General features: G+C 46.7%; 15 protein-coding genes. 6 read left to right on the forward strand and 9 right to left on the reverse strand.

Features of this window, described 5'->3' with window-relative positions; translation table 11 throughout:
* Nucleotides 1–211: 211 nt before the first annotated feature.
* Nucleotides 212–1675 (reverse strand): glycosyltransferase family 39 protein, encoded by a 1464-nt coding sequence (locus ACRBG0_RS26530; protein ID WP_431489851.1) that lies wholly within the window; start codon nt 1673–1675, stop codon nt 212–214.
* A gap of 324 nt (nt 1676–1999) precedes the next feature.
* Between ACRBG0_RS26530 and ACRBG0_RS26535 the strand changes: the two genes are divergently transcribed.
* Together ACRBG0_RS26535 and ACRBG0_RS26540 are read left to right on the forward strand one after the other, a co-directional pair.
* Nucleotides 2000–2911 carry a hypothetical protein gene (locus tag ACRBG0_RS26535; RefSeq protein WP_431489852.1) on the forward strand — a complete coding sequence of 304 codons (912 nt, stop codon included), beginning with the start codon at nt 2000–2002 and terminating at the stop codon, nt 2909–2911.
* A gap of 4 nt (nt 2912–2915) precedes the next feature.
* A complete protein-coding gene (locus tag ACRBG0_RS26540) occupies nt 2916–5888 on the forward strand; it encodes a two-component regulator propeller domain-containing protein (RefSeq protein WP_431489853.1) in 2973 nt (990 codons plus the stop codon).
* Between the two features lie 249 nt (nt 5889–6137).
* Here ACRBG0_RS26540 and ACRBG0_RS26545 read toward each other — a convergent pair whose 3' ends face one another.
* Both ACRBG0_RS26545 and ACRBG0_RS26550 read right to left on the reverse strand, forming a co-directional pair.
* Entirely contained in the window at nt 6138–7484 is a 1347-nt protein-coding gene (locus ACRBG0_RS26545; protein WP_431489854.1) for a M24 family metallopeptidase, read from the reverse strand.
* Nucleotides 7485–8198: 714 nt separating this feature from the next.
* Nucleotides 8199–8984 (reverse strand): dienelactone hydrolase family protein, encoded by a 786-nt coding sequence (locus ACRBG0_RS26550; protein WP_431489855.1) that lies wholly within the window; start codon nt 8982–8984, stop codon nt 8199–8201.
* Between the two features lie 93 nt (nt 8985–9077).
* Here ACRBG0_RS26550 and ACRBG0_RS26555 point away from each other — a divergent pair, with 93 nt between their 5' ends.
* Nucleotides 9078–12452, forward strand: a complete 3375-nt coding sequence (locus tag ACRBG0_RS26555; RefSeq protein ID WP_431489856.1) for an AAA domain-containing protein — start codon at nt 9078–9080, stop codon at nt 12450–12452.
* A 165-nt stretch (nt 12453–12617) separates the two neighbouring features.
* Here the strand turns inward: ACRBG0_RS26555 and ACRBG0_RS26560 are convergent, their stop codons facing one another.
* Together ACRBG0_RS26560 and ACRBG0_RS26565 are read right to left on the reverse strand one after the other, a co-directional pair.
* Entirely contained in the window at nt 12618–13040 is a 423-nt protein-coding gene (locus ACRBG0_RS26560) for a VOC family protein (protein WP_431489857.1), read from the reverse strand.
* Between the two features lie 21 nt (nt 13041–13061).
* A complete protein-coding gene (locus ACRBG0_RS26565) occupies nt 13062–13892 on the reverse strand; it encodes a mechanosensitive ion channel family protein (RefSeq protein ID WP_431489858.1) in 831 nt (276 codons plus the stop codon).
* Between the two features lie 377 nt (nt 13893–14269).
* Between ACRBG0_RS26565 and ACRBG0_RS26570 the strand changes: the two genes are divergently transcribed.
* Genes ACRBG0_RS26570 through ACRBG0_RS26580 form a run of 3 tightly spaced genes read left to right on the forward strand, consistent with a single transcriptional unit; the run spans nt 14270 to nt 16975 of the window.
* Nucleotides 14270–14419, forward strand: a complete 150-nt coding sequence (locus ACRBG0_RS26570) for a hypothetical protein (RefSeq protein WP_431489859.1) — start codon at nt 14270–14272, stop codon at nt 14417–14419.
* A gap of 10 nt (nt 14420–14429) precedes the next feature.
* Complete coding sequence (locus ACRBG0_RS26575; RefSeq protein WP_431489860.1) at nt 14430–16139, forward strand: sodium:solute symporter; 1710 nt, start codon at nt 14430–14432, stop codon at nt 16137–16139.
* An 8-nt stretch (nt 16140–16147) separates the two neighbouring features.
* A complete protein-coding gene (locus tag ACRBG0_RS26580; RefSeq protein ID WP_431489861.1) occupies nt 16148–16975 on the forward strand; it encodes an alpha/beta hydrolase in 828 nt (275 codons plus the stop codon).
* Between the two features lie 117 nt (nt 16976–17092).
* On the opposite strand, the gene ACRBG0_RS26585 is transcribed toward ACRBG0_RS26580, so the two are convergent.
* From ACRBG0_RS26585 to nagB, 4 genes are all read right to left on the reverse strand, one after another.
* Complete coding sequence (locus ACRBG0_RS26585; protein WP_431489862.1) at nt 17093–17872, reverse strand: hypothetical protein; 780 nt, start codon at nt 17870–17872, stop codon at nt 17093–17095.
* Nucleotides 17856–19466, reverse strand: coding sequence for a glutamate synthase-related protein (locus ACRBG0_RS26590; RefSeq protein ID WP_431489863.1), 1611 nt, complete (start codon nt 19464–19466; stop codon nt 17856–17858). Before ACRBG0_RS26590 ends, ACRBG0_RS26585 begins: the two co-directional genes overlap by 17 nt.
* A 301-nt stretch (nt 19467–19767) precedes the next feature.
* Nucleotides 19768–20841, reverse strand: a complete 1074-nt coding sequence (locus tag ACRBG0_RS26595; protein WP_431489864.1) for a LacI family DNA-binding transcriptional regulator — start codon at nt 20839–20841, stop codon at nt 19768–19770.
* 285 nt (nt 20842–21126) lie between these two features.
* Nucleotides 21127–23082: a glucosamine-6-phosphate deaminase gene (nagB, locus tag ACRBG0_RS26600; protein ID WP_431489865.1), complete on the reverse strand. Its 1956-nt coding sequence runs from the start codon at nt 23080–23082 to the stop codon at nt 21127–21129.
* Nucleotides 23083–23342 lie beyond the last annotated feature (260 nt).

Raw genomic sequence — 23342 nt, forward strand, 5'->3', positions numbered from 1 at the left:
TAGCCCCATCCCCGGCCCTTCCTATTGTTGATGTTGGCCTTGTTTCGGAGTCTGTTTTGCAGGGGAAGGGAGGTTTGGTTTAGGTCGGAAAGCGGAAGTCGGAACACACGTACTAGTTTTAGGATTTGTTTTCTTGTTTTCGTCTCAGAGGTCTCCTGCTACTAGCGGATTCAAAATACTTCCGACTTCCCACCTCCGCTTTCCAATTTCCCTAAGGCCGTATTTCATACACCATCCACCATTGCGATCGGCTCATCCAATTGTTGAAATTGAGGGGCATTATCCAGTCAGGAAAGGCGCTATAGATTAGTTTTTTGTGGCCAGGAAGGCTATCGATGGGGTAGCCTTCTCTGCGGTCAACGCCGAGTAGATAGGTGTCTTTTCCATGCAAAGGAAGTTCATCAAGATTGTCAACCTCTGCGATGTAGAGGTTTTTGCGTTTATAATAATTAATGTACAGTTCAAAAGGTCGATAGGGATGATCCTGTACGCCGTAGATCGTAATGGGTTTCTGGTATTGGTCGTAGATCGTGCGGTAGAGATTCATCTCCATGATGATGGGCCAAAACATGATAAAGAGGGTAAGTACCGCATTGTGGAACCAGAATATGCGCCAGCCAATTCGATACCCTCGACCCGACCAGAGCGGCTGTTGGCGACGGTTTTCCCACCATTGCAAAGCGGTGCTTAAGACAATAGGGAGGAATGGCAAAAGAACATACAAAAAACGCAGCTCCTTATGTGCAATGAGTAGGTGGATGGCCAGGAAAGGGATGGCGAGCCAAGTGATAAGGTCTTTTGGCTTTTGCCAGATGAATAGAAATATGGCCAGTAGGTAGACAAGCCCAAAGGGAGGAACGCCCTTGATGATCATTTCCTGAAAATACTTCCACCAGGGGTCGACGCCAAAGGTAGAGGCCTTGTCCAATAAGATGTTTTGTTCGAAATAATGCCAGGTGCTTAGTACCCATCCCCCATAAAACCACCGATCAATGAGAACACCAACGCCTGCCATAAGTAGACCGCCGAGAATGAAGGCCAGCAATCTGCCGGTCTTTTCTTTTTGGATGAAGATCAGCCAGAGCCCAAAACCGGCAATCATGAAAGCAGCCTGGTAACGGAAAACAAAAGACAAGCCTACCAATAAACCCAAGGCCAGGTATTGTCGCCAGTTGGGGTGTTTCCAATAGGTGAAGAGTCCCACGGCAAGGGCAAAGGTGTTGGCTGACCAGGTTTCGGAATTGAAACGCACGCCATTGTAAATGCCAAGCCATAGGAAAAAACTGAAGAGAAAAAAAGCCCATTGCTGATGCCCCTCGGTGAATCGAGAGACATAGACGCGATAGAGTAACCAGCTTACTCCTAGAGTAAAAAGCGTACTTAACACCCGCAACAACCATGCAATGGTAAAAGGATTGTCGATGCCCAAAGGGGCCAACAGCTTATGGGTCGCTACAACCATAGCGGGTTGTAGGGTAGGTCGCATCTGAGCACCGTATTCCCAGGCGAGGTCATGCGCTTGGGTGATGCCTAATTTGATACCTGCGAATTCTAAAATTTGAAAATGCTCATCAGATTGGTTATAGCCTGTTGAAAACCAGGAGGTAATAAGGAAAAAACCGATGGCTAAATATAGCCACCGACGGAGGGGAGAAGGAATAGGAAAAGTAGACAAAGTGATAGCATATTTTGAAGGTGCGAAGGTAATGATTTAGGAGCAAGTTCTTGTTCTGATGGTAGTGCGACCTCATCCGAGGTCGTTTTTAATCAGGATAAATATTGTTCTACGAATCTATAACCTCTCCGAGATCAATTCCAAAAACATAGATGTGTTCCAACCGTAGATCGCATTGGCACGATTGGCGAAAAATCGGCGCGTAAGGCAGCGCCTGAAGCTCGGGGCGTCTCGACTTTATGAGTCGGGAGATGGCATGGCCCCAAAGAACAAGCTCTAAATAAAAAGTCTTACCTTGATTGCCCTAATTTATAGTGACTAATTATGGGGTTTGTAATTTCAGATAACAGTATTATCGTTTATGCGATTGTAGCGGCAATGCTCATTATTGTTTTGGCGCTTATTTTTCATAGCGATTTCAGAAAAGATATGCAATCTGCCGAGGGGGAGGTCAATTTTGCAGGCTTGGCGCTTAAGGGGATAGCCCCGGTATTAATTTTTGGTTTGTGTTTAGTTGGGTTGTTTAAATTTAAAAGTGAGACACCAGAAATAGACGCTAGATCGGCGATCAATCACTTGAAAATAGATAAGCAAGATGAATACATTACTACCGCTGGAGGAGGCGGGAAGAAGGTAGAACTGCTGGTTAGAACGAAGGAGGATAAGGGAACGATTATTGGGGAGGTGGAGCTTCCTGAAAGCCAAGTGCGAACGGAAACGATTACGCAAGTTACAGCATTGGGGCTGGCGGAAATGTTCGATCTGGCAAGTTTTTATAGCAAGAACAAAAAAGCAAAATGTGGGGATTACATTTTCCAGATTTTCAGTAAACCTAAAGCCGAAATCAATAACCTGAGCAAAGAAGAGCAGCAGCAGTTGGCATTGGTTATTGCGGGTTTAGGCGAAACCTACTACAGAGAAGAGGAAAAAGTGGATGCTTTGTTAGCGTCTATAGATAAGTTGGATAACCTTAGCCCAAAGTTTAAAGCTCTCCGGCAAGCTGAGTTTTTATACAACGTAGGCGCTTATGGTAATGATAACGAGTGGCGGTTAAAAGCTTTGACGAAATATTTTGAGCAATACGGGTATTTCAATTTACCAGAACAGAGTAAAAAGGAAGCAATAGAATTGTACCGATTTTTATCCGTAAAATCTAAATATCGCCGCCAGTTAGCCGATGCTATTGGAAGCGACAATGTAGACTTGTTGAAAGATGCGCTTGCAGAGGAAAGTTAAAATCATGCCCCGACTATTTATCGCCATTTTTTTAAATTGTTGTTACCTGATACTCTGTGCTCAGCCACGGAGTGTGCAGACCTACACGGTGAGTGATGGCTTGGCGCAGTCGCAGGTGTATGCCCTTTTGGCGGATAGCCGGGGCTTTTTGTGGGCGGGTACACAGGGTGGCGGTTTGTCGCGTTTTGATGGGCGGAAATTCCAGACCTTCTCTGATGCAGATGGCCTGTTGGGGAACAATGTGTCGGCACTTTGGGAGGATGCTGACGGGCAGATTTGGGTAGGTACGGATGGCGGCCTTTCGCGCTATGATGGTACTGGTTTTAAATCCATATTACCTGAAAAAGAAGTGCTGGATATCACTGGAGACGAGGCCTCTACATGGGTGTTGACAACCGAAAAAGTCTATTTCACGAATAATGAAGGAGAGGATTGGAAGGAGATTGCTTTTCCCAAGCCTTATTTGCAAGTTTACTGCGTGCTGCATGAGCAAAACCGGATGTTGCTGGGTACAGATCGAGGAGCTTGGTCTTGGCAAAATGAGGAGTGGACGGAGCTAGTGGGGGAGTACAATGCCAGTCATCAAATATGGTCGATGTACCGTTATTTGCGTGGTCAAAGTTGGGCTCTTGCACCCGGTGGACAATTTTTTTCAGTGCAGGGCGATTCCCTGATCTCTCGCAAAGTACCTGCACGAAACCCAACCGTTTTTTACGTTTCAGAACAAGGAGATAGCTGGTTGGGGACCCAAGGTCAGGGCTTACTGGTGTTGCCTAAAGGAGGTCGGAAGTGGTTGCCTATTCAACGCAAAGATGGTTTGGGTAGTAACCATGTAAGGGCAATTACCGGCGATCGGTGGGGTAATATATGGGTAGGCACTTCGGGGGGAGGGTTGAGCTGTATACGATATGCTCCCTTTGCTGCTTTTGACCAAAATAAAGGTCTACCAGACCGCGAGGTTTACGCCCTCAGTGAAGTAGATTCTCAGGGCGTCTTTTTTACGTTAGCCAATCATGGGATATATCGGCAAACGGAAAGCGGCCCTGTCGCTCATTTATCTGACACGGAACTGAGCGGAGAAAAGATAAAGTCGATGGCCCGCGATGAGCGCGGCTGGTGGTGGATGGGTACACCAGGTAATGGTATAAAAGTACACACCGACAGTAGTTGGGTGACGGTAGATGCTTGTGGGAAATACATTTTGGATATGTTACCTGCGGGAAAAAATAGTTGGTGGGTAGCAACAGCCTATGAAGGTTTGAGTTTGCTGCGGATGCAGGAGGATTCAACAGGTCTGACTTTTCGTTGCCAAACTTTTGGGCGCGAACACGAGTTGCCTATTGGCCGAATTGAAAGTTTACAAAAAGACCAGCAAGGCCGTTTGTTGATCGCTTACCGAGAGCTGGGGCTGGCTTGTTGGGAGCCTAATACACTGCATTGGCAACTGACGAGAAAGGATGGCCTTCCTTCTAATACTGTTCGGGCGGTGCGTCAGGATAGTATCGGTTACTATTGGTTGGCGACTGCCCGCGGTCTCGTACGAGCAGGAGAAACGCCAGAAGGAATGCGTTTAGTGTCTTTTCAAAACAAGGAGGGCTTGCAATCAAACAACCTTTATTGCCTTGCTTTTACGAATGCTCAGGAGCTATGGGTAGGCAGTGAACGTGGTATGGATAGGATAACCCTCGATGCTGCTCGGAATATTAGGGAAGTAAATTTTTATGGTGCAGAAGAAGGGTTTACCGGTATAGAAACCTGCACAGATGCTGCACTTACAGACTTGAAGGGGAATCTTTGGGTAGGCACGATGAATGGTTTGATGCTTTATGAAAACAAGCCGGTAAGGGTGACCAGGTTAGCGCCTCCATTGTTGTCGTTGGCGGGAATTCAGTTGTCGTATCGCCCGGCAGAAGAAGTACTTCAACAGCCTGTTCTTGATGGTTGGGGGAGCTTGGTTGTACCGCGCTTGGAGTTGGCCTATCATCAAAATCAAATCCGTGTGGAATTGACCGCTCAAGACTTGGCGCAACCTCAGGATGTACGGTACGAATGGCGATTGGCTGGCTGGGAAGAAGCGTGGACGCCACCCAGTGAGCAGCGTATTATTTCTTATGCGAAACTACCGCCTGGAGCTTACACTTTTATGGCCAGAGCAGTAGGAGAGGGCAATCGTAAAAGTGATGTGATACAGCTACCTATTGAGATCATTCCGGCCTTTTGGCAAACTTCCTGGTTTCGAGGTGCGGTTATAGGAAGCATTTTTTTATTGTTGGGTTTGCTATTGTGGCGCATCTTTCATCGTAGACTCAAAAGACAGCGTCGGATAGCGGAAGGCTTGCGCCTTGAAAACCGCTTGTTGGAGCTGGAGCAAAAAGCATTGCAACTACAGATGAATCCTCATTTCTTGGCTAATGCTTTACAAGGAATACAGTATGAATTGAATGAAGGTGCCTACAAGCGCGCAAGCGAGTACCTGACAAAATTTGGCACTTTGATGCGTTCGACGCTTTACCATTCTCGGGCCAGTAAGATTACCCTTAGTGATGAGATCGAAAACTTGCAACACTATCTGGAACTAGAGCAGTTTCGTACAGGGAGTCGTTTTTCTTACCACTTTGAAATTCCCGCAAACCTGGAAGTCGACCTAATAGAGATTCCTCCCATGCTATTACAGCCGTTTTTGGAAAATGCGGTACACCATGGTATGCGTAATAAGAAAGGGGATGGCCGAATCACTGTCACTTTTGCCGAAGAAGGTCCCACTATACTATTGGTTAGAATTGAAGACAATGGCCCAGGTTTGGCCGTTAGCCATGCCAAGCGCAGTAGTGATCATCAATCTACGGCCCTGAAAGTGATCCAAGAGCGCTTGGAATTATTGGAGCACTCCACGGTGGTCAATCCTTACCAGATCAAGGAAATCAAAACTAAAGACCAAGTCAAGGGGGTGATCGTGGAGGTACGGATACCGGTTTAGGTCAGGTCGGAATTCGGATGTGGGAAGTCGGAATTCACGAGACTCACGTATTCGTTTTGGAGGGGGAGGGAGATTTGAACCATATAAGGGCATATAAGAAAATATAAGTTTTCCCGCCGTTGAATTCGTGAATTCAACTTACAGGGAATTCACGAGAAACCTTTAGGTTCAAAGGTGTTTGATGCTACTGGCGAAACCAACGAACCATCAACTAATTTTCCATAAACCAATAATCCAATTGTGAAAGACTTACTTTCCATGATTGGGCAAGACCCTGGGTATCAGGTACAATTCTGTCTGTCGACCATCAATGTATTCACAGCTTTGGCCATCAAAGAAAGCATCTTCTTCGAGCATGATGCGGATTTTCTTGTTCCACTCGGGTAGGAAAATCGCGTTATTGAGTTCGATGGCGTAGCAGGTGTTGGGGTAGAGCGGGTAGTCGCCATTGTGAGGAACACCGCCTTGTTGGTCCCACATGCCGATGGTGGGGCCTGCAGCATGGCCGTGATAGCCGATAGGGTGGGTATAGATAGTCGGTTCGAGGCCTTCGTCTTTAGCTTGCTGTAAGGAGGCTGCTAGTATTTCGTTTCCTGAGCGGCCTGTACGGTAATTGTTGGTGAGGATATCCATGAGTCGCAAGCCTTTCTGATGAGCAGCCACCAAATAGTCTGGTGGAGCTGTCTCTCCAAATTTAAGGACATAAGCATTTTGCTGTGTATCGGTATTGAGGCCAAGGTAGGTGATGCCAAAATCGACATGCAATAGATCACCGGGTTGTATAATGGCCTCTGCGGGCCTACCTGCAAAACTTCGGTTGCTTTCCGTGTTTTCAGGGGCAGCGCGTTGGACATCCACGGTAGGGTGAAACCAGGCGGTAAAGCCAAGTTCGCGAATACGTTCGCGATACCACCATACGACCTCGTCTGTAGTGGTCACCCCGGGCGTAATTACCTGTTCAGAAAAACCTTCTGCGATAATCTCATGGGCAATACGCATAACCTGTCGATAGACGGTCATTTCTTCGGGTAACCGAGTTTCTAGCCAACCAATGGCCAAGCGTTCGCCACTGACGAGTCGGTCGCTGTATTTTTCTGGCAGGTAGCTTTGCAATTGATCGTAATGATAAGCAGTTAGGCCATCTGCTAATCCGAAATGTTCGGAACGATTGATGGCTATTTTCTGAGGATCACGCTCTTCAATGAGTCGGGCAAGGGCTGCCCACTGGTCGGGCTCGGCTTCTTTGTCCCATGCTTTTTCAAAGATGCTACCCACAGCATAGCGGGCACAAGCCAGGCTTTCTATCTTTTCGCCAGTGTCATACATCAGTAGTATAGTAGTACGCCGTGCTGATAGCCATTTGCTAGGCAAGAAGGTCTTTAGTACCGGATCTTCATTATATTCCCTGCTGATGAGCAGCCACATGTCGATACCTTCGCGACGCATAAGGTCTGGCAAGATACGTTCTACTCGTTGCTCTAGCCACTGGTCGCGCAGATGGGATTCTTCTTCCAGGGTGAGGATGGCCGGCATTTGTGCAAAAAGAGAGCAGTTGATAGCGATTAGGAAAGCTAATGTAAGGAGCGATTTATACATGACGGTATTGGTATAATGAATAGGGGGTAAAGGAGTAAGATAGGCGTTTTTTAGGGGAGTAGGTGCACGGCCCGCAGGGCGGGACCCACCCTGTTTGTCCGGGTCACCTCGCACCTCCTGCAAACTGTTCGCAGGGGCACACGTTCTTAACCTCCTCCCGAAGCGGGAAGAGCCAGCAATGTGTTAACAAAAATCCTTTGAATGCCTCACCTGACGAGATGAGGGTAGTGTCCTTCGATGAGAGAAGTGGTTGTCAATCAATTCTCAAAAACAAAAATACGTCAATTATTTTTAATAATCTCTTTTTTGTTGTCTTTTTATAAAAGAACTAATTATTGTATCTTTTTATTTGCGATCTTTCCTGAAGACCAATTTTTCACCCAAAGAATTCCTCGTTGTTGTTTTCAGATAATAGGCAAAACATGCCTTCGTTCGCTCCCCCGCGCAAGCTGCCTGTAAGGTGCGAACAAAGTGAGCAGTGGCGACCTAAAGGCACCGCTAGGGAGCTTTAGGTCGCCACGGAGCAAAGCGAACCCTGGAAGGGAGCGACCCCATAGGGGATGCGCCATAATAAAAGTCGGAATTAGGAAATCAGAATTCGGGATTAATTTGATACGCGTATCAGCTAGAGGTGGGGCTTCGAGATTTCTATTAGGTTTGCCTTGCTACTAGCCGAATTAAATATTTCCGACTTCTGACTTCCGCTTGCCGACCTTACCTCCTCTTCTGCCCAAACAACCACTCCAGCAACCCCGGCTCAGCAAAGGCATTGTCCCAGCTGTTGTGGTTGACGGCTGGGTATTCGGTATAGCGGGGTACGACGCCAAGGGCTGCCAACCGCTGGACAATGCGGCGTGAGTTTTCGACTCGCACGACAGGATCTTCTTCGCCATGGAAAATCCACAAAGGGACCTGCTGCGCGTAAAGTGCTAATAATGCCGGATTGGTGCCTCCACAGATAGGGATGGCTGCAGCGAAGGTCTGGGGCTCTCGAGCCAGCAACTCGAAAGTACCCATTCCGCCCATACTAAGGCCTATAAGGTAGATGCGGTCGGGATCGACGTTTTCGTTAGCTATATAGGTGTGCAGTAGTTTTTGAACAGCTGCCAGACTGGGGTTGGGGTATTCGTTGAAATTGTAGCGCCGTTGGTCTTCGTCTTTAACCATCTGTGCCCAGTAATCGTCGGTCGCACATTGCGGCATCAAGACAACGGCGGGGAAATGCTCCTGATTATCCATGAAAAGTGGTGTGCCGTGAGTGAGTTGAAGCTGATTGTCGACGCCTCGTTCACCGGCACCGTGGAGGAATAAAATCAGCGGATATTTTTCCTTTTTATCTTGGTCGTAACCTTGCGGCCAAAGCACCCGATAGGGGAGTAGGTGCCCTGATTGCTCATCGGTGAAGGTGTGTGCTTCAAATGCGGCCAATGCCGCAGGAGGTTGGGCTTTGAGGGAGGTCATGGTAAGAATCAGTGAAAGAAGGAGGATTAGTTTTTGCATCTGAAGGAGCATCATTTGAAACACAAAATACTAAAAACAGACTTCTTACATAAAAATGTTTTATACTAAAATTACTTCTGTACTTTTGTGTCAATGGGCCAAGATCAACCAAAGCAGGAATTAGCAGCGCTTTTTTACCGTGAGCTGTACAAGATACGGACGCAGCCATCATTGTCGAACGAAGACCAGACGGCGGCGTGTCTGCATTTGTTGCAGTTGATCTTTGAGGAAGTTACCCGAAGGGAAAAGCTGCCTTTTACGACCTATTTTGCACGTATGGCTTATGCGGGCCACAAGTATTCGCTACCAAAGTCTTTGCAATACTATGTTCATCTGTTCCGTCGCTTAGCGCGAAAAAAAGACGTACAGGGAGCGCCGGAAACGGTAGAATTGGGGTCAAAAGCGATAGCCGACCTTATTCTAGCTATCTGGCGACAGCCACCCAGTACGGAAATAGCTGCAACCTTGCCGCTAGAGTGGCCGATGCCCATGCAGGAGGTTGCTATTGCGGCTTTTCGGGCAGAAGCGCGGGTGTTGGTCTTGGGCGACGATCCGGAACAGCAGCAGCTGATCGCCCGCGATGAAGATTACCCAGATCAAGAGGTGCGTATCCAGTATCATCTGGCTGATCGTAATGAGTTGTTCGATCCAACCATTAAGCTAATTCGTAAGGTGACGGGTTTTCCCGTAAACCTCAATATTCTGGATGTAGAAGTAGGTGTAGACGGCATTTACCGTCCACGAGCTTTTGTGTTGGAACCTGATTTCTTAATCGATGTATCTGGTGTAGCGGAGTGTTTTCACGGCAAAAATACTCACCCTTGGGGCTATCTGCTCAAGAAGTTTTTGCCCTTTGAGCAAACAGTCCCCCTCATGCTGGGAAATGTAGCCAACTTTTTCCTGGACGAACTGATGAATGACCCCGAGGTGACCTTTAAATCCTTGGCTTCCAAGATTTTTAACCTCAACCCATTGGCGTTTTGCTTGTTTACGGATCGCCAGATTCGAGAGATGATGGGCAAGGCACAAGGGCATTTCGTACGCCTAAAGCAGATGGTTGTTCAGGGCTTTGCCCAAGAGGGAATGAATAACGAATATTGTTACCTGGAACCTACCTTTTACAGCGAACGCTATGGCCTGCAAGGGCGTCTGGATTTGCTTTACCGGAGCCCGCAATTTGAGGGCCGCACCGTCATCGTGGAATTAAAAAGCGGGAAGCCCTATCAGCCGAATATACACGGCATCAGTCCCAATCACTACATTCAGACGGTGCTTTACGATTTTCTGGTGCGCTCGGCTTATGGTGGCGCAACGAATGTAGGCTGTTACATTTTGTACAGTAGTCAGGAAGAACGCCCATTGCGTTTCGCCCCCGCCATCAAGGCGCAGCAATACGAGGCTTTGCAGTTGAGAAACCAGTTGCTGGCTATCGAATATTTGTTGGAACAATTGGGGATTACGGAAGAAGATTTGTTGATACAAACTCGCCGTTTGTTCAGCAAGCTTAATGCCGATAAATATCCACACCTAAAAGGTTTTGCTGCGCGTGACCTGCAAGCTTTCTCTCAGGTGTTTTATCGCCTTACGGGTGTTGAGCAAGCTTACTTTGGTGCTTTTGCCGGTTTTGTCGCTCGCGAGCATCGCCTGGCCAAGACGGGTGTGCAAGGCATGGAACGGATGAACGGCCTCGCCAGCTTGTGGTTGGACCACCCGGAGGAAAAAGAACAAAATTACCAGCGGCTCGCTCAGCTCAAACTGGCGGTCAATAATACAAAAGAGGAAGAACCCATCCTTATCCTCTTGCGCGGTGAGCAGACCAATACACTTGCCAATTTTAGAGTAGGAGACATCGCCGTGCTTTTTCCATATTCAGAAGACGGCAAGGGCGTACTGGATCATCAGGTTTTCAAGTGTACCATCCTGTCGTTGGATCAAGAGCAGGTGACGGTCCGCTTGCGTAGCAAACAATTCAATGATCGCCTTTTTTATGAAGAAGAATATTGGACTTTGGAGCACGACCTGCTGGATAGCAGCATCAATGCCTACTACCGAGGCTTGTTTGAGTGGGCACAGTCGCCACCTGATCGTCGGCACTTGCTACTCGGTGCGCGCGCGCCTCACAAGGAAGAACCCACAAAGAGGGAATGGCCCTCGCTCCTCACTGATGAACAAGCTGAACTGTTGGACCGAATGCTGGCCGCTCCTGAGTATTTCCTGCTTTGGGGCCCTCCAGGAACAGGGAAGACCAGCGTGATGCTCCACTATCTCGTCAAACATCTTTTGGAGAATACCGACGAAAATATCCTCTTGTTGGCCTATACCAACCGCGCCGTTGATGAAATTTGCGAATCTATCGAAGCCATTGGCGATCACCTGAAGGGCCAATACCTTCGGATCGGTTCCAATTATGGTACTCATCCCCGTTTTCAGGATCAGCTGCTGCAAAGCGCCATCAAAGACATTCATAACCGTAAGGAATTGCGGGAGCTGATTGATCAGCGTCGCATCTTTGTTGGTACAGTAGCTTCCTTGGCTAATAAAACCGACCTGTTTCAGCTGAAGAAATTCCAACGCGTCATTATTGACGAAGCTTCACAGATTCTAGAACCACTTTTGATGGGATTACTTGGTCGTTTCCCTCAGTGGATACTTATCGGTGACCATCGGCAACTGCCCGCCGTAGTGACACAAACCAAGGAACTTACCCGTGTACGTGACCAGAACCTCCAAGAAGCTGGAATTACCGATCTTAGTCAGTCGCTCTTTGAACGTCTTTACCTCAAGTGCCAGGCAGAAGATTGGACTTGGGCTTACGGTCAGCTTACGCATCAGGGGCGGATGCACAAGGACATTATGCAGTTTCCTGCAAACGCTTTTTATCAAGGAGACCTCCAGTGTTTGCCTGAGCATACCGAACGGTTTGAGGTTCAGCAAAAGCCTATTGATTGGAAATTGCCACCAGATGCCAACGCCTTGGAACAAGCCCTTTGCAAGGAGAGATTGGTCTATTTGCCAACGCCAATTGACGCGGGTAGCTCGACGCTAAAAACCAACGAGCACGAGGCACGCCTGTTGGTTGATCTGGTAAAAGCCTTCGAGCGCCTGGCTCAGGAAAATGGCGCACCACTGAAGGAGGGAGCTATTGGGATCATCACCCCCTACCGGGCACAGATTGCTCAAATCAGGAGTATGCTCGAAGCCGAAAAACTAACGCCAGAAGCTTACACGATTGATACGGTAGAACGCTACCAAGGTGGCGCGCGCGATATCATCTTAATCAGCTTGTGTACCAATGCCGAAAGGCAGATGCATTCCCTGAGTGCCCTCTCTACCGAAGGCGTCGACCGAAAGCTGAATGTGGCCATGACGCGTGCGCGATCCCACCTCGTTCTCTTGGGCAACGATAAAATTTTGGAAAGCAGCCCCATCTATAAGCAGCTGCTAGACTTTTGCAGGGAGGGTAGTTAGATGGTTGTTGGTTGATTGTTAGATGGTTCGTTGGCTACCGCTAGTAACACCCAGCACTTTTGAATAGAAAGGCTTCTATATAGGTTGAATTCACGAATTCAACTGTGTTTCAACAATCAACAAAATTTCAAACCAACCAACAAACGAACGAACTACCTAACTACCTTATTTCGTCGCGAAAATCATGCTTTTATCCTTAAAACCTTTGAATTCCAGTGCGTTGCCACTAGGGTCGAGGAGGAACATGGTAGCTTGTTCGCCTACTTCGCCTTTAAAGCGGATGTAGGGCTCGATGATAAATTCCTGTCCATCTGCTCGCAAGCGCTCGGCTAGTTCATTCCAAGTATCCATGTCGAGGATCGCTCCAAAATGCTGTACAGGAACATTTTTACCATCTACCTGATTGGTAGGGCCTTCAGGGAGACCATTGTCTACCAGGTGAGCCGATAGTTGGTGACCAAAAAAATCAAAATCTATCCAGCGTTCTGCGGAACGGCCCATTTTACAACCAATTAGATCTGCATAAAAGCTGCGGGTCGCAGCAAGGTCCGTTACCGGAAAGGCCAAATGGAAGGGGGGATTTTGCATGGTAATATTTTTATTTTCACACTATTTTCCAATAGGCCCCAACTCGATGCCCTCAGAGTAGGAAACTTGAACATTGTGGCTATTAAAGGCTGCCTTGATATTACGGTTTACATCAAAAGTAACTGGCCAGTAATCATCAGGGTTGACGAAAGGGCGTACCGTAAGAATGATGTTGTGGCTATCAAATGTTTCAATACCTACGGTGGGTGCTGGCTCGCTCAAAACCCCAGGGGTATTCCGCAGCACATCCATAATGATACTTTCAACGCGTGGGAAGTCTTCGCCATAAGGCATACTAACTGCCAACTCAATCCGAACATGGCCCTTTTCGGAAAAATTGGTAACGATATTGTCGACGATCTGTCCGTTGGGGATGATCAGCGTCTTATTGCCTGGGGTAACAATGAGGGTGTTGAAGATCTGAATTTCTTCAACGCGCCCGAATTTGTCGCAAACCTCAATCCATTGGTCAACTTTATAGGGGCGGAAAATGAGAATGATAATCCCAGCAGCAAAATTACTGAGGCTTCCTTGTAAGGCGAGTCCGACAGCAAAACTAGCAGCTGCCAAAATTGCGACAAACGAGGCGATATTGATACCTATGATACTTGCTATCGCAAGGAAAAGGACAATCTTTAAACCTACAGAAACAACAGAACTTAAAAACGGAACCAAGCTTTCGCTAATACCCGCTACCTGCATGGCTTTGGAGACAAGCTTATGTATTTTAGCGATAACCTTTAAGCCAACGATAAGTATTATTAGCCCAAGTAATAAAGGAGGCCCGTAAATGAACGCAAGGTCTATTAAGGTATTTACCCAACCTTCAATTTGTGAGGTATCAAATTCCATGTTCCATAGATTTGTTGCAAATGTACTAAGCACTACCCTTACTGAGGGAGGAATCGGATAAAATGTATCAAGCTTGGTACTGTTTTGTAAGGTAGCTGTTTCATAAGATCTATTTTGTATAATTTTATTTTACTCATTTGTAAATTTCTTGAATTGTGTTTTTAAAATAATGCAATTTACATTTATACAACATCAAGCCTAATGATCCCTGGCTAAAAGCCAGAATCGTATTTTCCAATAAGCGTTAATCTTTACAAAACCGAAACAAGAACAAGACTCACAGCAGGATATTACTTTTCTAAAGCTTTTGAAAAACCTTCTGCTAAGTGGCTTGTTAAAAATTTCTATCTTCACCCACCCAAACTAATCGCGATTATATGACTGATCATCCAGCTAATTTGGAACAGGATACAGAAGATGATATGCCACCTATCTTGGGTAGTTGGCGTAACCTCTACTTATTGGTAATTGTACTTCACTTTATCCTGATTGGTCTGCTCTATTGGTTTACCCAAGTTCACGCTTAAATTTTCTAGAATGCATTGGCTCGACTGGTTGGTTATGCTCGGCACCTTAGGTGCTATTGTTTTGTATGGCGTTTACCATACTCGCAACATTAAAAGCGTTGAAAGTTACCTGATGGGTGACCGCGATCTGCGTTGGTGGACCATAGGTCTGTCTGTGATGGCTACCCAAGCCAGCGCGATTACTTTTTTATCAACACCAGGTCAGGCTTTTGAAGATGGCATGCGCTTTGCGCAGTTCTATTTTGGTTTACCCCTGGCAATGGTCTTCCTGTGTATTTTCGTATTGCCGCTGTATTACAAACTCAAGATATACACGGCCTATGAGTACCTCGAAGGCCGATTTGACTTGCGAACCCGCACTCTTACCGCCATTCTGTTCCTCGTTCAGCGGGGGCTGGCAGCAGGTATCACGATCTATGCACCGGCTATTATTCTCAGCACTTTGCTGGAGTGGCAATTAAATTGGACCATTCTGGGTATTGGGCTTGTTGTGATTTTCTATACCGTTATGGGCGGTACCAAAGCGGTGAGTGTTACCCAAAAGCAACAGATGATTATCATCCTTTCGGGGATGTTTATAGCGGCTATTATTTTGGTTAATCAACTGCCCGAAGGCGTCGGGTTTATTGATGCAGTAGATGTTGCCGGTAAGCTTGGAAAACTTAATGTGGTCGACTTTTCCTTCGACATGAGCAACCGCTACACTTTTTGGTCGGGAATGTTGGGAGGTTTTTTCTTATTCCTCTCTTATTTTGGGACAGATCAGTCGCAGGTGCAACGTTATCTCAGTGGTCGATCATTGTCAGAAAGTCGCCTAGGCCTATTATTCAATGGTATTATTAAAGTACCCATGCAGTTCTTGGTCTTGTTTGTGGGAATATTGGTATTCATATTTTTCCTGTTTGTCAAGCCACCTATTCACTTCAATACAGCGAACCTGGCCATCGTTAAAGAAAACCCGGTGACAGCTCCCCAATTGGAGACACTGGAGGCTACCTATGATGACCTGTTTACTCAACGAGAGGCCGCAGTGAACAATATGATCACCGCATTAGACGCCGAAGATGAGGTTGCTATTAATGCGACTACAGAACGTCTTGAGACATTACAAACCGCCGATGCCGATATTCGGGAAGAAGTAAGAACTTTGATTGATGTAGCCAGCGATGGCGCCGCTAAAACCAAGGACACGGATTATGTTTTTATCACTTTCGTAATCAATTATTTGCCAATAGGTATGGTAGGGCTCCTTTTGGCGGTGATTTTCTCAGCTGCTATGTCATCCACTTCCTCTGAGCTTAATGCCCTGGCAACCACTACCGTAATCGATATTTACAAACGCTCGCTGGTTAAGAATAAGGAGGACCGTCATTACCTAAAAGCTTCTAAAGGTTTTACAATTCTCTGGGGGGTAATGGCCCTTATCTTTGCATTATATGCAGATCTTTTCGAAAACCTTATTCAGGCGGTCAATATGATTGGTTCACTCGTTTACGGTTCTATTTTAGGGATTTTCATGGTCGCATTTTTCCAAAAACGCATTGGTGGGAAAGCAGTGTTTTTGGCGGCGATTTTAGCAGAAATAGCAGTAATCGTAATCTTTTACCTCGATCAAAAGGAGGTCATTGAAGTTGCCTACTTATGGCTGAACCCTATTGGCTGTGGCCTGGTAATGATTATGGCAGAATTAATTCAGGGACGAAATAAGGCAGTAGCCTAAATTAAGTAATGAAGAAAGTACTTTGGTTGGCTTGTTTAAGCCTCTGTATCCTTACGCTAAACGCCCAAGAGAAGGCGTTACCGGAAATTGCAAATAGAGATGCCTTTTCTATTGGTGAAACATTTACATTTTTATCTGATAAACTTTCAGAAGAAAGGATAGTAAATGTTTATTTACCAAATGGTTATAGTGATAATTCTACAAAAGAATATCCCGTTATTTATCTCCTTGATGGGACGGCTGATGAAGACTTTATCCATATCGCAGGTTTAGTACAGTTTGGTACATTTCCCTGGATCAATATGCTGCCGGAATCAATCGTTATTGGCATCGCCAATGTTGATCGCAAACGTGATTTTACCTACCCTACGAACAATGTGCAAGACAAAGCGGATTTTCCTACTACGGGAGGCTCTGCCGCGTTTATCGACTTTTTGGAACAGGAACTACAGCCTCTCATTCAAGATACTTATCGTACCGCCGATACTACTACTATTATTGGTCAATCCTTGGGCGGATTACTAGCCACGGAGATTTTGTTTAAGAAGCCCACTCTTTTTGATAATTACCTCATCATCAGCCCAAGCCTATGGTGGGATGATGAATCCTTGCTCGATTATTCCCCCAACCTTTCGTCTGTAACAGGAAAGATTTACGTTGCAGTAGGCAAAGAAGGCCCTACCATGAAGCGTGTCGCCCGCAGTTTAGCAAAGAAACTAAGCGCTGCGAAATTGGATGTACACTTCGAATATTTTGGTAAGCAAGATCATGGTAATATTTTACATCAGGCCGTATACAATGCCTTTTCTGTTTTGTATCCCAAAGAAGAGAAGTAAGTTAGGTTTTACTTCGTAGCTGCTTTGCGGTGAGATAAAGGGCTTATTATCAGTATGCTTGGTACTGTGAGGCTTGTCCTCGATCAGCATTCCTTTAGGCACCCCACAGGGCAAGCCCTACCGTAAATACCACTCCGTAGCTTCTTGCACAAATTTAAGAATCATCTTCATACTACCCTTGCCGGGTAAGGCCGTCAAAGGAAGCACTGCCCCTTTGAAATGTTCACCTATCTGCCAGTGTCCGTTTGTCAACGAAGGTTTTTCCTCATAATTTACTTCGCCTTTCTGCGGATACCCCGCTAAGTAAAAGTAAGGTGCTCCTACCATTTTATCTTGCATCGCCAGGCCATAGCCAAAGCCCATATAGTCATCAACGATACAATAGGTACCTGTATCAAAATGGTGTGGCCAAATACGGGGTTGCCCCTCTTTTTGCAGGAAACCTAATAAAGCATTGCCTACCTGATTAGCCATCCGGCGGTAGTAGCGCCATTCGGCTACAGCTTCTTTTGCTAGGGGCAGGAGGGGCTTGGGGTGGTCATATTCGGGAATCTCAAAATGTAGCGGTTCCAGAAAAGCTTTTTCATCCAATCCCGTTTCCAATAGCTGCCCGGCAATGATTTGCTCTAGTTGCTCTAGGGTCTGCCCCGCCAGCTTAATGATAGGACTGGCCTTTTGGCGGGTATTTACCCACTCAAAGGAACTGTTGTTTAGGTTAAAAGCCAGCGTTCTTTTGTCATCGCCAAAGGGGTGGGTATGGATACGCTGTGCCAAGGCATCAAAGTAAAGGTTTGAATGGCTGTCGTCGTCTTCTTTGGGAACAAAACTACGACCGGCCTTGGCCAGTACTTGACATATTTGGTGAAGTGTTTGGTCTGTTTTATTGTAGGCCTGCATAGTTGATTCCGGTTAAGCGGTGCATGGTGTAATCCATGGTACTGAGGTCATTAAAATTAAATTTCTTTACATCATCGTGGCCACAGGCGCGTGCGACCACTTTCATCAAGTCTGTTGTCGCTTCGAAGTAATTGTGGAGTTGCTGGGCCGAAGCTTCAACGATTAGCCGACTCCTTAGGTCTTCTTTCTGGGTAGCAATACCTACCGGGCAATGATTTGAGCCACAGGCACGCATACCCAAGCAACCGATAGCTTGCAAGGCGGCATTTGATACCGCAATAGCATCAGCACCCAACATCATTGCCTTAGCAAAATCTTCGGCCACACGTAGCCCTCCGGTAATTACCAGCGTCACATCTTTGATGTTGCGTTTGTCCAAATGTTTCCGAGCTCTTGCCAATGCCGGGATGGTGGGCACATTGATATTGTCCCGCAAAATGGTAGGTGCAGATCCTGTTCCGCCACCGCGGCCATCAAGAATAAGATAATCGACGCCTACCGCAAGGGCAAAATCGATATCTGCTTCAATATGACTGGCCGCAATTTTAAAGCCTACGGGAATACCTCCCGTTTTTTCTCTGACCTGTTCCGCTACTTCTTTAAAATCAGCTACGGTACGTAGGTCAGGAAAGGCAGCAGGAGAGATGGCCGTTTCTCCCTCATTAATACCGCGAACTTCCGCAATCTCAGCGGTTACTTTATTGCCCGGCAAGTGGCCACCAGTACCTGTCTTTGCGCCTTGGCCGCCTTTGAAATGAAAAGCTTGTGCTTTTTGTACTTTCTCCCAGTTGAAGCCAAATTTTCCTGACGCCAATTCATAGAAATAACGAGAGTTGCTTTCCTGCTCTGCGGGAAGCATCCCCCCTTCGCCACTACAAATGCCAGTGCCCGATAATTCAGCCCCCATCGCTAGTGCCGTCTTAGCTTCTTTCGACAGTGCACCAAAACTCATGTCTGAAACAAAAACAGGGATGTCTAACACCAGCGGTTTCTTGGCTTTTGGGCCAATAACGACTTGGGTATTTACTTCATCTTCATCCATTAATGGGCGACTAGCCAATTGAGCAGGTAAAAACTGAATATTTTCCCATTTTGGCAAAGTATTCCGATCAACCCCCATAGAAGCAGAAGGACCATGGTGGCCATATTTTTTAAGACCATTTTGGGCTAATTCTTTGATGTAGCCGGTGTAAGGCTCGGTACTTTCCGGGTGAGTATCGGCATAAGCACCCAGGTAGGCGTCACGATCGAAGGGCTGAGGATGTTTCTCCAAATAATCATCAATCTCAGCTTCGTCGATCCACACAGTATCGCCTTCTATCTTCGTCGTAAACTTGTGTAGCGCCTCTTCGTTATTGTATTCACTCACCCCTGTATCATAGCGATAATCCCATCCATGGAGGCCACAAATAAGGTTTTCTCCTTCAATAAATCCATCTGAGAGTAATGCTCCCCGATGCAGGCAGCGCCCATAGAGCGCTGATACTTCGTCGCCATAACGAATGAGTACTAAATCAAGACTTTTAAGGAGTAAATGAGTAGGTTGCTTTTCTTCCAGGGCTGATAGTGAAAAAGCTTTGATAGGGTTTTGCATAAGCGTTATAAAATGGTTTGAACTCAAGAAGGAGTATTTTTTTGAAATAGCATGTCCGTTGAAAAACACTTGGATGGGTTTGTCAGTACATCTGCTTTTGCAATCTACTTTTTTAAACTTTTGTTCGCTTACGCTAATATTGCTGCATTGTTTTCCGCACCCCGCACCCCGCACCCCGCACCCCGCACTAAAGTCGGAAGTCAGAAGAGGGGAATCGGCCCCGTTGGAATGCCTTCGGCAAGTTCGGAAGTATTCATCGCACCCCGCACCCGAAAACGCACCCCGCACGTTTCCGTACCACTCAAATCACTCCAACCAGAATATCTAAATTGCCTAAGTAAGCCATGTTTTCCCGTACAACAATGTCTAGCGGTAGCAGTTTGTCTGGTGGAATATCCACTTGGCGCAATAGGTAGTCAGACAGTGTAGAAGCCCCCAGATATCCTTGTGCTTTGGGGTGCTGGTTGATGAGGAACTGGATGTTCCCCTGTTGGAGGGCAGCAAGATTGGTAGGGATAGGGTCAAACCCAACTATCGGCGGGATGGGTAATCCTTGGTCTGCTAAAGCATTCGCTAGCAGGTGTGCGCGAGAATTGGTAACAAAGATGGCACCAATATTATCATGCTTTTTATTTATCGTAGCCCACTTGTTTATTAACGTTTGTGGGTTGTCAAATGTGGTTATTTCTTCTGTTAGCGTAGGGATCGCAATTTCGGGCTGATTGAAGTAAGCACGGAACCCATGAGCTTTGGCCAGCAGGTGGGGGGCATTGTCTACCTGTTGTTCCAGGTGTATGATGAGGGGGTGTTGACCTTTAGGTAAATTTGAGTGCAGCAAGCGCGCTCCCAAGAATCCTGCCTGGTATGCATCCTGCCCCACATAGCAAAGGGCATTAGCCTCAGCCAAGCGGGTGTTGATCATGATGTAAGGGATATCTAAGGCCTGTAATTGACGCGCCAAATCCATCCCCTCCAATTGGAAAAGTGGCGCAAAAAGAAAGGCCGCTGGTGGCTGAGAAAGAAGCCGGTTAGCGCATTCCGCAAAATGTCGAGGACTGGCCAGTTCAAAGTTCACCGTTTCAAGGTTTAGGCCAAAATGCTGTAGGGAATGTTTAGCCCTTTGGATGCCTTCGTGTATGGCCAGCCAGTATTCATCTGTTTCAGGGTAGGGGAGCAGTACAGCTAGCGTCAGGGTTCTATTATAGGCGAGTGTACTGGCAATGAGATTGCGTTCATAGCCCAGCTCTTCCATGGCTGCTTTCACCTTCTCACGGGCTTTCGCCGAAACATCACCTCGCTGATGAAGGACACGGTCGACTGTGCCGGTAGAAACACCTGCTTGGGCCGCAATATCCTTGATCCGTATTCTTTTCATCGCCTTTTGTACTGTTTATAATCTTCAATAGGCGCTTGCCGCAAGACACAAAGTACTACTATTTTCTTTTGGAGTTTAGTGTTTTCATTCCTTTATAACTAGTGGACCACCCAGTAAGTTTCGTTAAACTAAGTCGCCGCTTATTGATGTTTGGGTGAGGAACTGACCACGAAGCAGCTGCGAAGCAAAACCGGAGTGTAGCCGTAGCTACATGAGGATTTCAGAGACGAAGCACAGGTGCAAATAAGCAAGGCTTGGGTGTAATAGAACTTACTAGGTGATCCACTAATGCAAATTAGGCAATTGCCATCGCTGAAAAGCTTCCATCGCTTCATATTCTGCAAAGCCCAGCGCTCGATAGGTTTGAGCGGTTTCTCGGTTGCGAGCTTCGGCCCGTTCCCAGAATTCTCGTTCGTCATTACCGGGGAAAGGTGGCTGATCTTTTTGCGACTGGTGCATGTAGATGGCTTTTCGCTTTTTTACTACCTCTTCCGGACTTAAAGGCACCGCCATCTCAATTTCGTGAATAGGCCATTCCTGCCAGGCACCGCGGTAAAGCCATAGCCAACAATCGTTCATCCATTTTTCTTCAGACAATTGCTCGAAAGCAGCGGTAATAATGTCGAGGCAAACGCGGTGGGTGCCGTTAGGATCTGCCAAATCTCCTGCTGCGAAAACTTGGTGGGGGCGGATGCTGTTTAGAAACTCCATTGTTTGCCCAACGTCAGCAGGCCCCATCGGGTTTTTACGAACGGAACCGGTCTCATAAAATGGTAAATCCAAAAAGTGGATTTGGCTGTCGGGAAGGCCACAAGAACGCGCTCCTGCACGCGCCTCACCCCGCCGAATCATTCCTTTTATACTTCGTACTTCAGGGCTATCGGGCACACCAGCCTTTTTACGATTGAGGTCTTTTCTTGCTTTTTTGAATAGCTTACTAGCGGCCTCGTTCGTCAACTCGTAGGTGCCGCCAAATTCCTCCATAAATTCAATAAAACGTAGCGCATCGTAGTCGTGAACAGCAATATTGCCGCTGGTTTGGTAGGCCACATGTACTTCGTGCCCCTGTTCTACCAACCGTAGGAAGGTTCCCCCCATACTGATAACATCATCATCAGGATGCGGACTAAAAAGGACCACTCGCTTCTGGGCAGGGCGACTGCGCTCTGGCCGGTGGGCGTCATCTACATTGGGCTTACCACCCGGCCACCCGGTAATCGTGTGCTGTAATTGATTAAATATCTTAATATTGAGGCTATAGGCTGATTCATAAGCCAAAATGAGCTCGCCCAAGCTGTTTTCCGTATAATCTTCGTTGGTGAGTTTTAGAATGGGTTTCTCTAGTTTTTGAGACAACCAAATGACGGCTTTGGCTGCTAGTTTGTCATCCCAGTTGCACATGCCTATTAACCAGGGCGTCGCGATCTTAGTAAGTTCTTCGGCGGCAGCCTCGTCTACAAAAAAGCGGACATTAGGATGCTTTTGCAAAAACGAAGAGGGAAGGTTGGGGGTGACTGGACCTTCGACAGCGTCGCGCACTACTGCAGCTTTGTGCTGTCCCCATGCAAGGAGATAAACGGTACGTGCCTGCATGATGGATTGGATACCCATAGTGATTGCTCTGTAAGGGACGTCCTCAAGCGTACCGAAGTCCTTAGCTGCATCCTTCCGAGTCAGGTTGTCGAGGCGTACCAGTCGTGTTACAGAGCTTTCCCATGAACCAGGCTCGTTGAAGCCGATGTGTCCGGTCCGGCCAATACCCAGTAGTTGAATATCAATGCCACCAACCAGCTTAATTTTCTTTTCATAAGCCTCGCAATATGCACCTACTTCTTCCAGTGGCACGGTGCCATCGGGAATATTGATATTCTCAGCAGGAATATCAACATGGTTAAAGAGGTACTCATGCATGAAATGCACGTAACTCTGCTGGGCAGTGGGCTCCAATGGATAGTATTCATCAAGATTGAAAGAAATGACATTCTGAAAACTCAGTCCTTCTTCTTTGTGTAGTCGAATCAGTTCCTGGTATACTCGGATAGGAGAAGAGCCGGTAGCTAGCCCCAGTACAATATTTTCACCTTCTTGTTGCCGCTGCCGAATAGCCAAGGCAATAGACTGTGCTACGTGGCGCGAAGCCTCTTCCGGCGAAGCCCATATCTTGACAGGGATACGCTCTACAGATTTGAAAGCATATTGTAAATAACTGTTGGTGTGACCATTAGTTTTGAGCAGGGACATAAGGATTATGGTTAGATTCTGAGGCAAAGGTAAGAGAATTTTAAATAAACCGTGTGCGCACACGGTTTATTGTTTGTTAATTTTATAAGCACCTGTTTACGATTAAGATGGGAGTGACTGTCTGTGTCGACAGAGTTATATTGTGCAAATGGTTATCTTTAACATACAGGAACTAGAAAACTATTCACCACACACTACAAACCAACTAAACATGCTACGATTAATTTTCAGCCTACTCATTACGAGTGTACTCTTCAGTA

Source organism: Lewinella sp. (assembly GCF_050633125.1).
GTDB lineage: Bacteria > Bacteroidota > Bacteroidia > Chitinophagales > Saprospiraceae > Lewinella.

Bases quoted from the DNA above. Each gene is read 5' to 3' on its own strand.
- ACRBG0_RS26535 (WP_431489852.1), top strand. From the start codon at position 2,000: ATGGGGTTTGTAATTTCAGATAACAGTATTATCGTTTATGCGATTGTA.
- ACRBG0_RS26540 (WP_431489853.1), top strand. From the start codon at position 2,916: ATGCCCCGACTATTTATCGCCATTTTTTTAAATTGTTGTTACCTGATA.
- ACRBG0_RS26545 (WP_431489854.1), bottom strand. From the start codon at position 7,484: ATGTATAAATCGCTCCTTACATTAGCTTTCCTAATCGCTATCAACTGC.
- ACRBG0_RS26550 (WP_431489855.1), bottom strand. From the start codon at position 8,984: ATGCAAAAACTAATCCTCCTTCTTTCACTGATTCTTACCATGACCTCC.
- ACRBG0_RS26555 (WP_431489856.1), top strand. From the start codon at position 9,078: ATGGGCCAAGATCAACCAAAGCAGGAATTAGCAGCGCTTTTTTACCGT.
- ACRBG0_RS26560 (WP_431489857.1), bottom strand. From the start codon at position 13,040: ATGCAAAATCCCCCCTTCCATTTGGCCTTTCCGGTAACGGACCTTGCT.
- ACRBG0_RS26565 (WP_431489858.1), bottom strand. From the start codon at position 13,892: ATGGAATTTGATACCTCACAAATTGAAGGTTGGGTAAATACCTTAATA.
- ACRBG0_RS26570 (WP_431489859.1), top strand. From the start codon at position 14,270: ATGACTGATCATCCAGCTAATTTGGAACAGGATACAGAAGATGATATG.
- ACRBG0_RS26575 (WP_431489860.1), top strand. From the start codon at position 14,430: ATGCATTGGCTCGACTGGTTGGTTATGCTCGGCACCTTAGGTGCTATT.
- ACRBG0_RS26580 (WP_431489861.1), top strand. From the start codon at position 16,148: ATGAAGAAAGTACTTTGGTTGGCTTGTTTAAGCCTCTGTATCCTTACG.
- ACRBG0_RS26585 (WP_431489862.1), bottom strand. From the start codon at position 17,872: ATGCAGGCCTACAATAAAACAGACCAAACACTTCACCAAATATGTCAA.
- ACRBG0_RS26590 (WP_431489863.1), bottom strand. From the start codon at position 19,466: ATGCAAAACCCTATCAAAGCTTTTTCACTATCAGCCCTGGAAGAAAAG.
- ACRBG0_RS26595 (WP_431489864.1), bottom strand. From the start codon at position 20,841: ATGAAAAGAATACGGATCAAGGATATTGCGGCCCAAGCAGGTGTTTCT.
- nagB (WP_431489865.1), bottom strand. From the start codon at position 23,082: ATGTCCCTGCTCAAAACTAATGGTCACACCAACAGTTATTTACAATAT.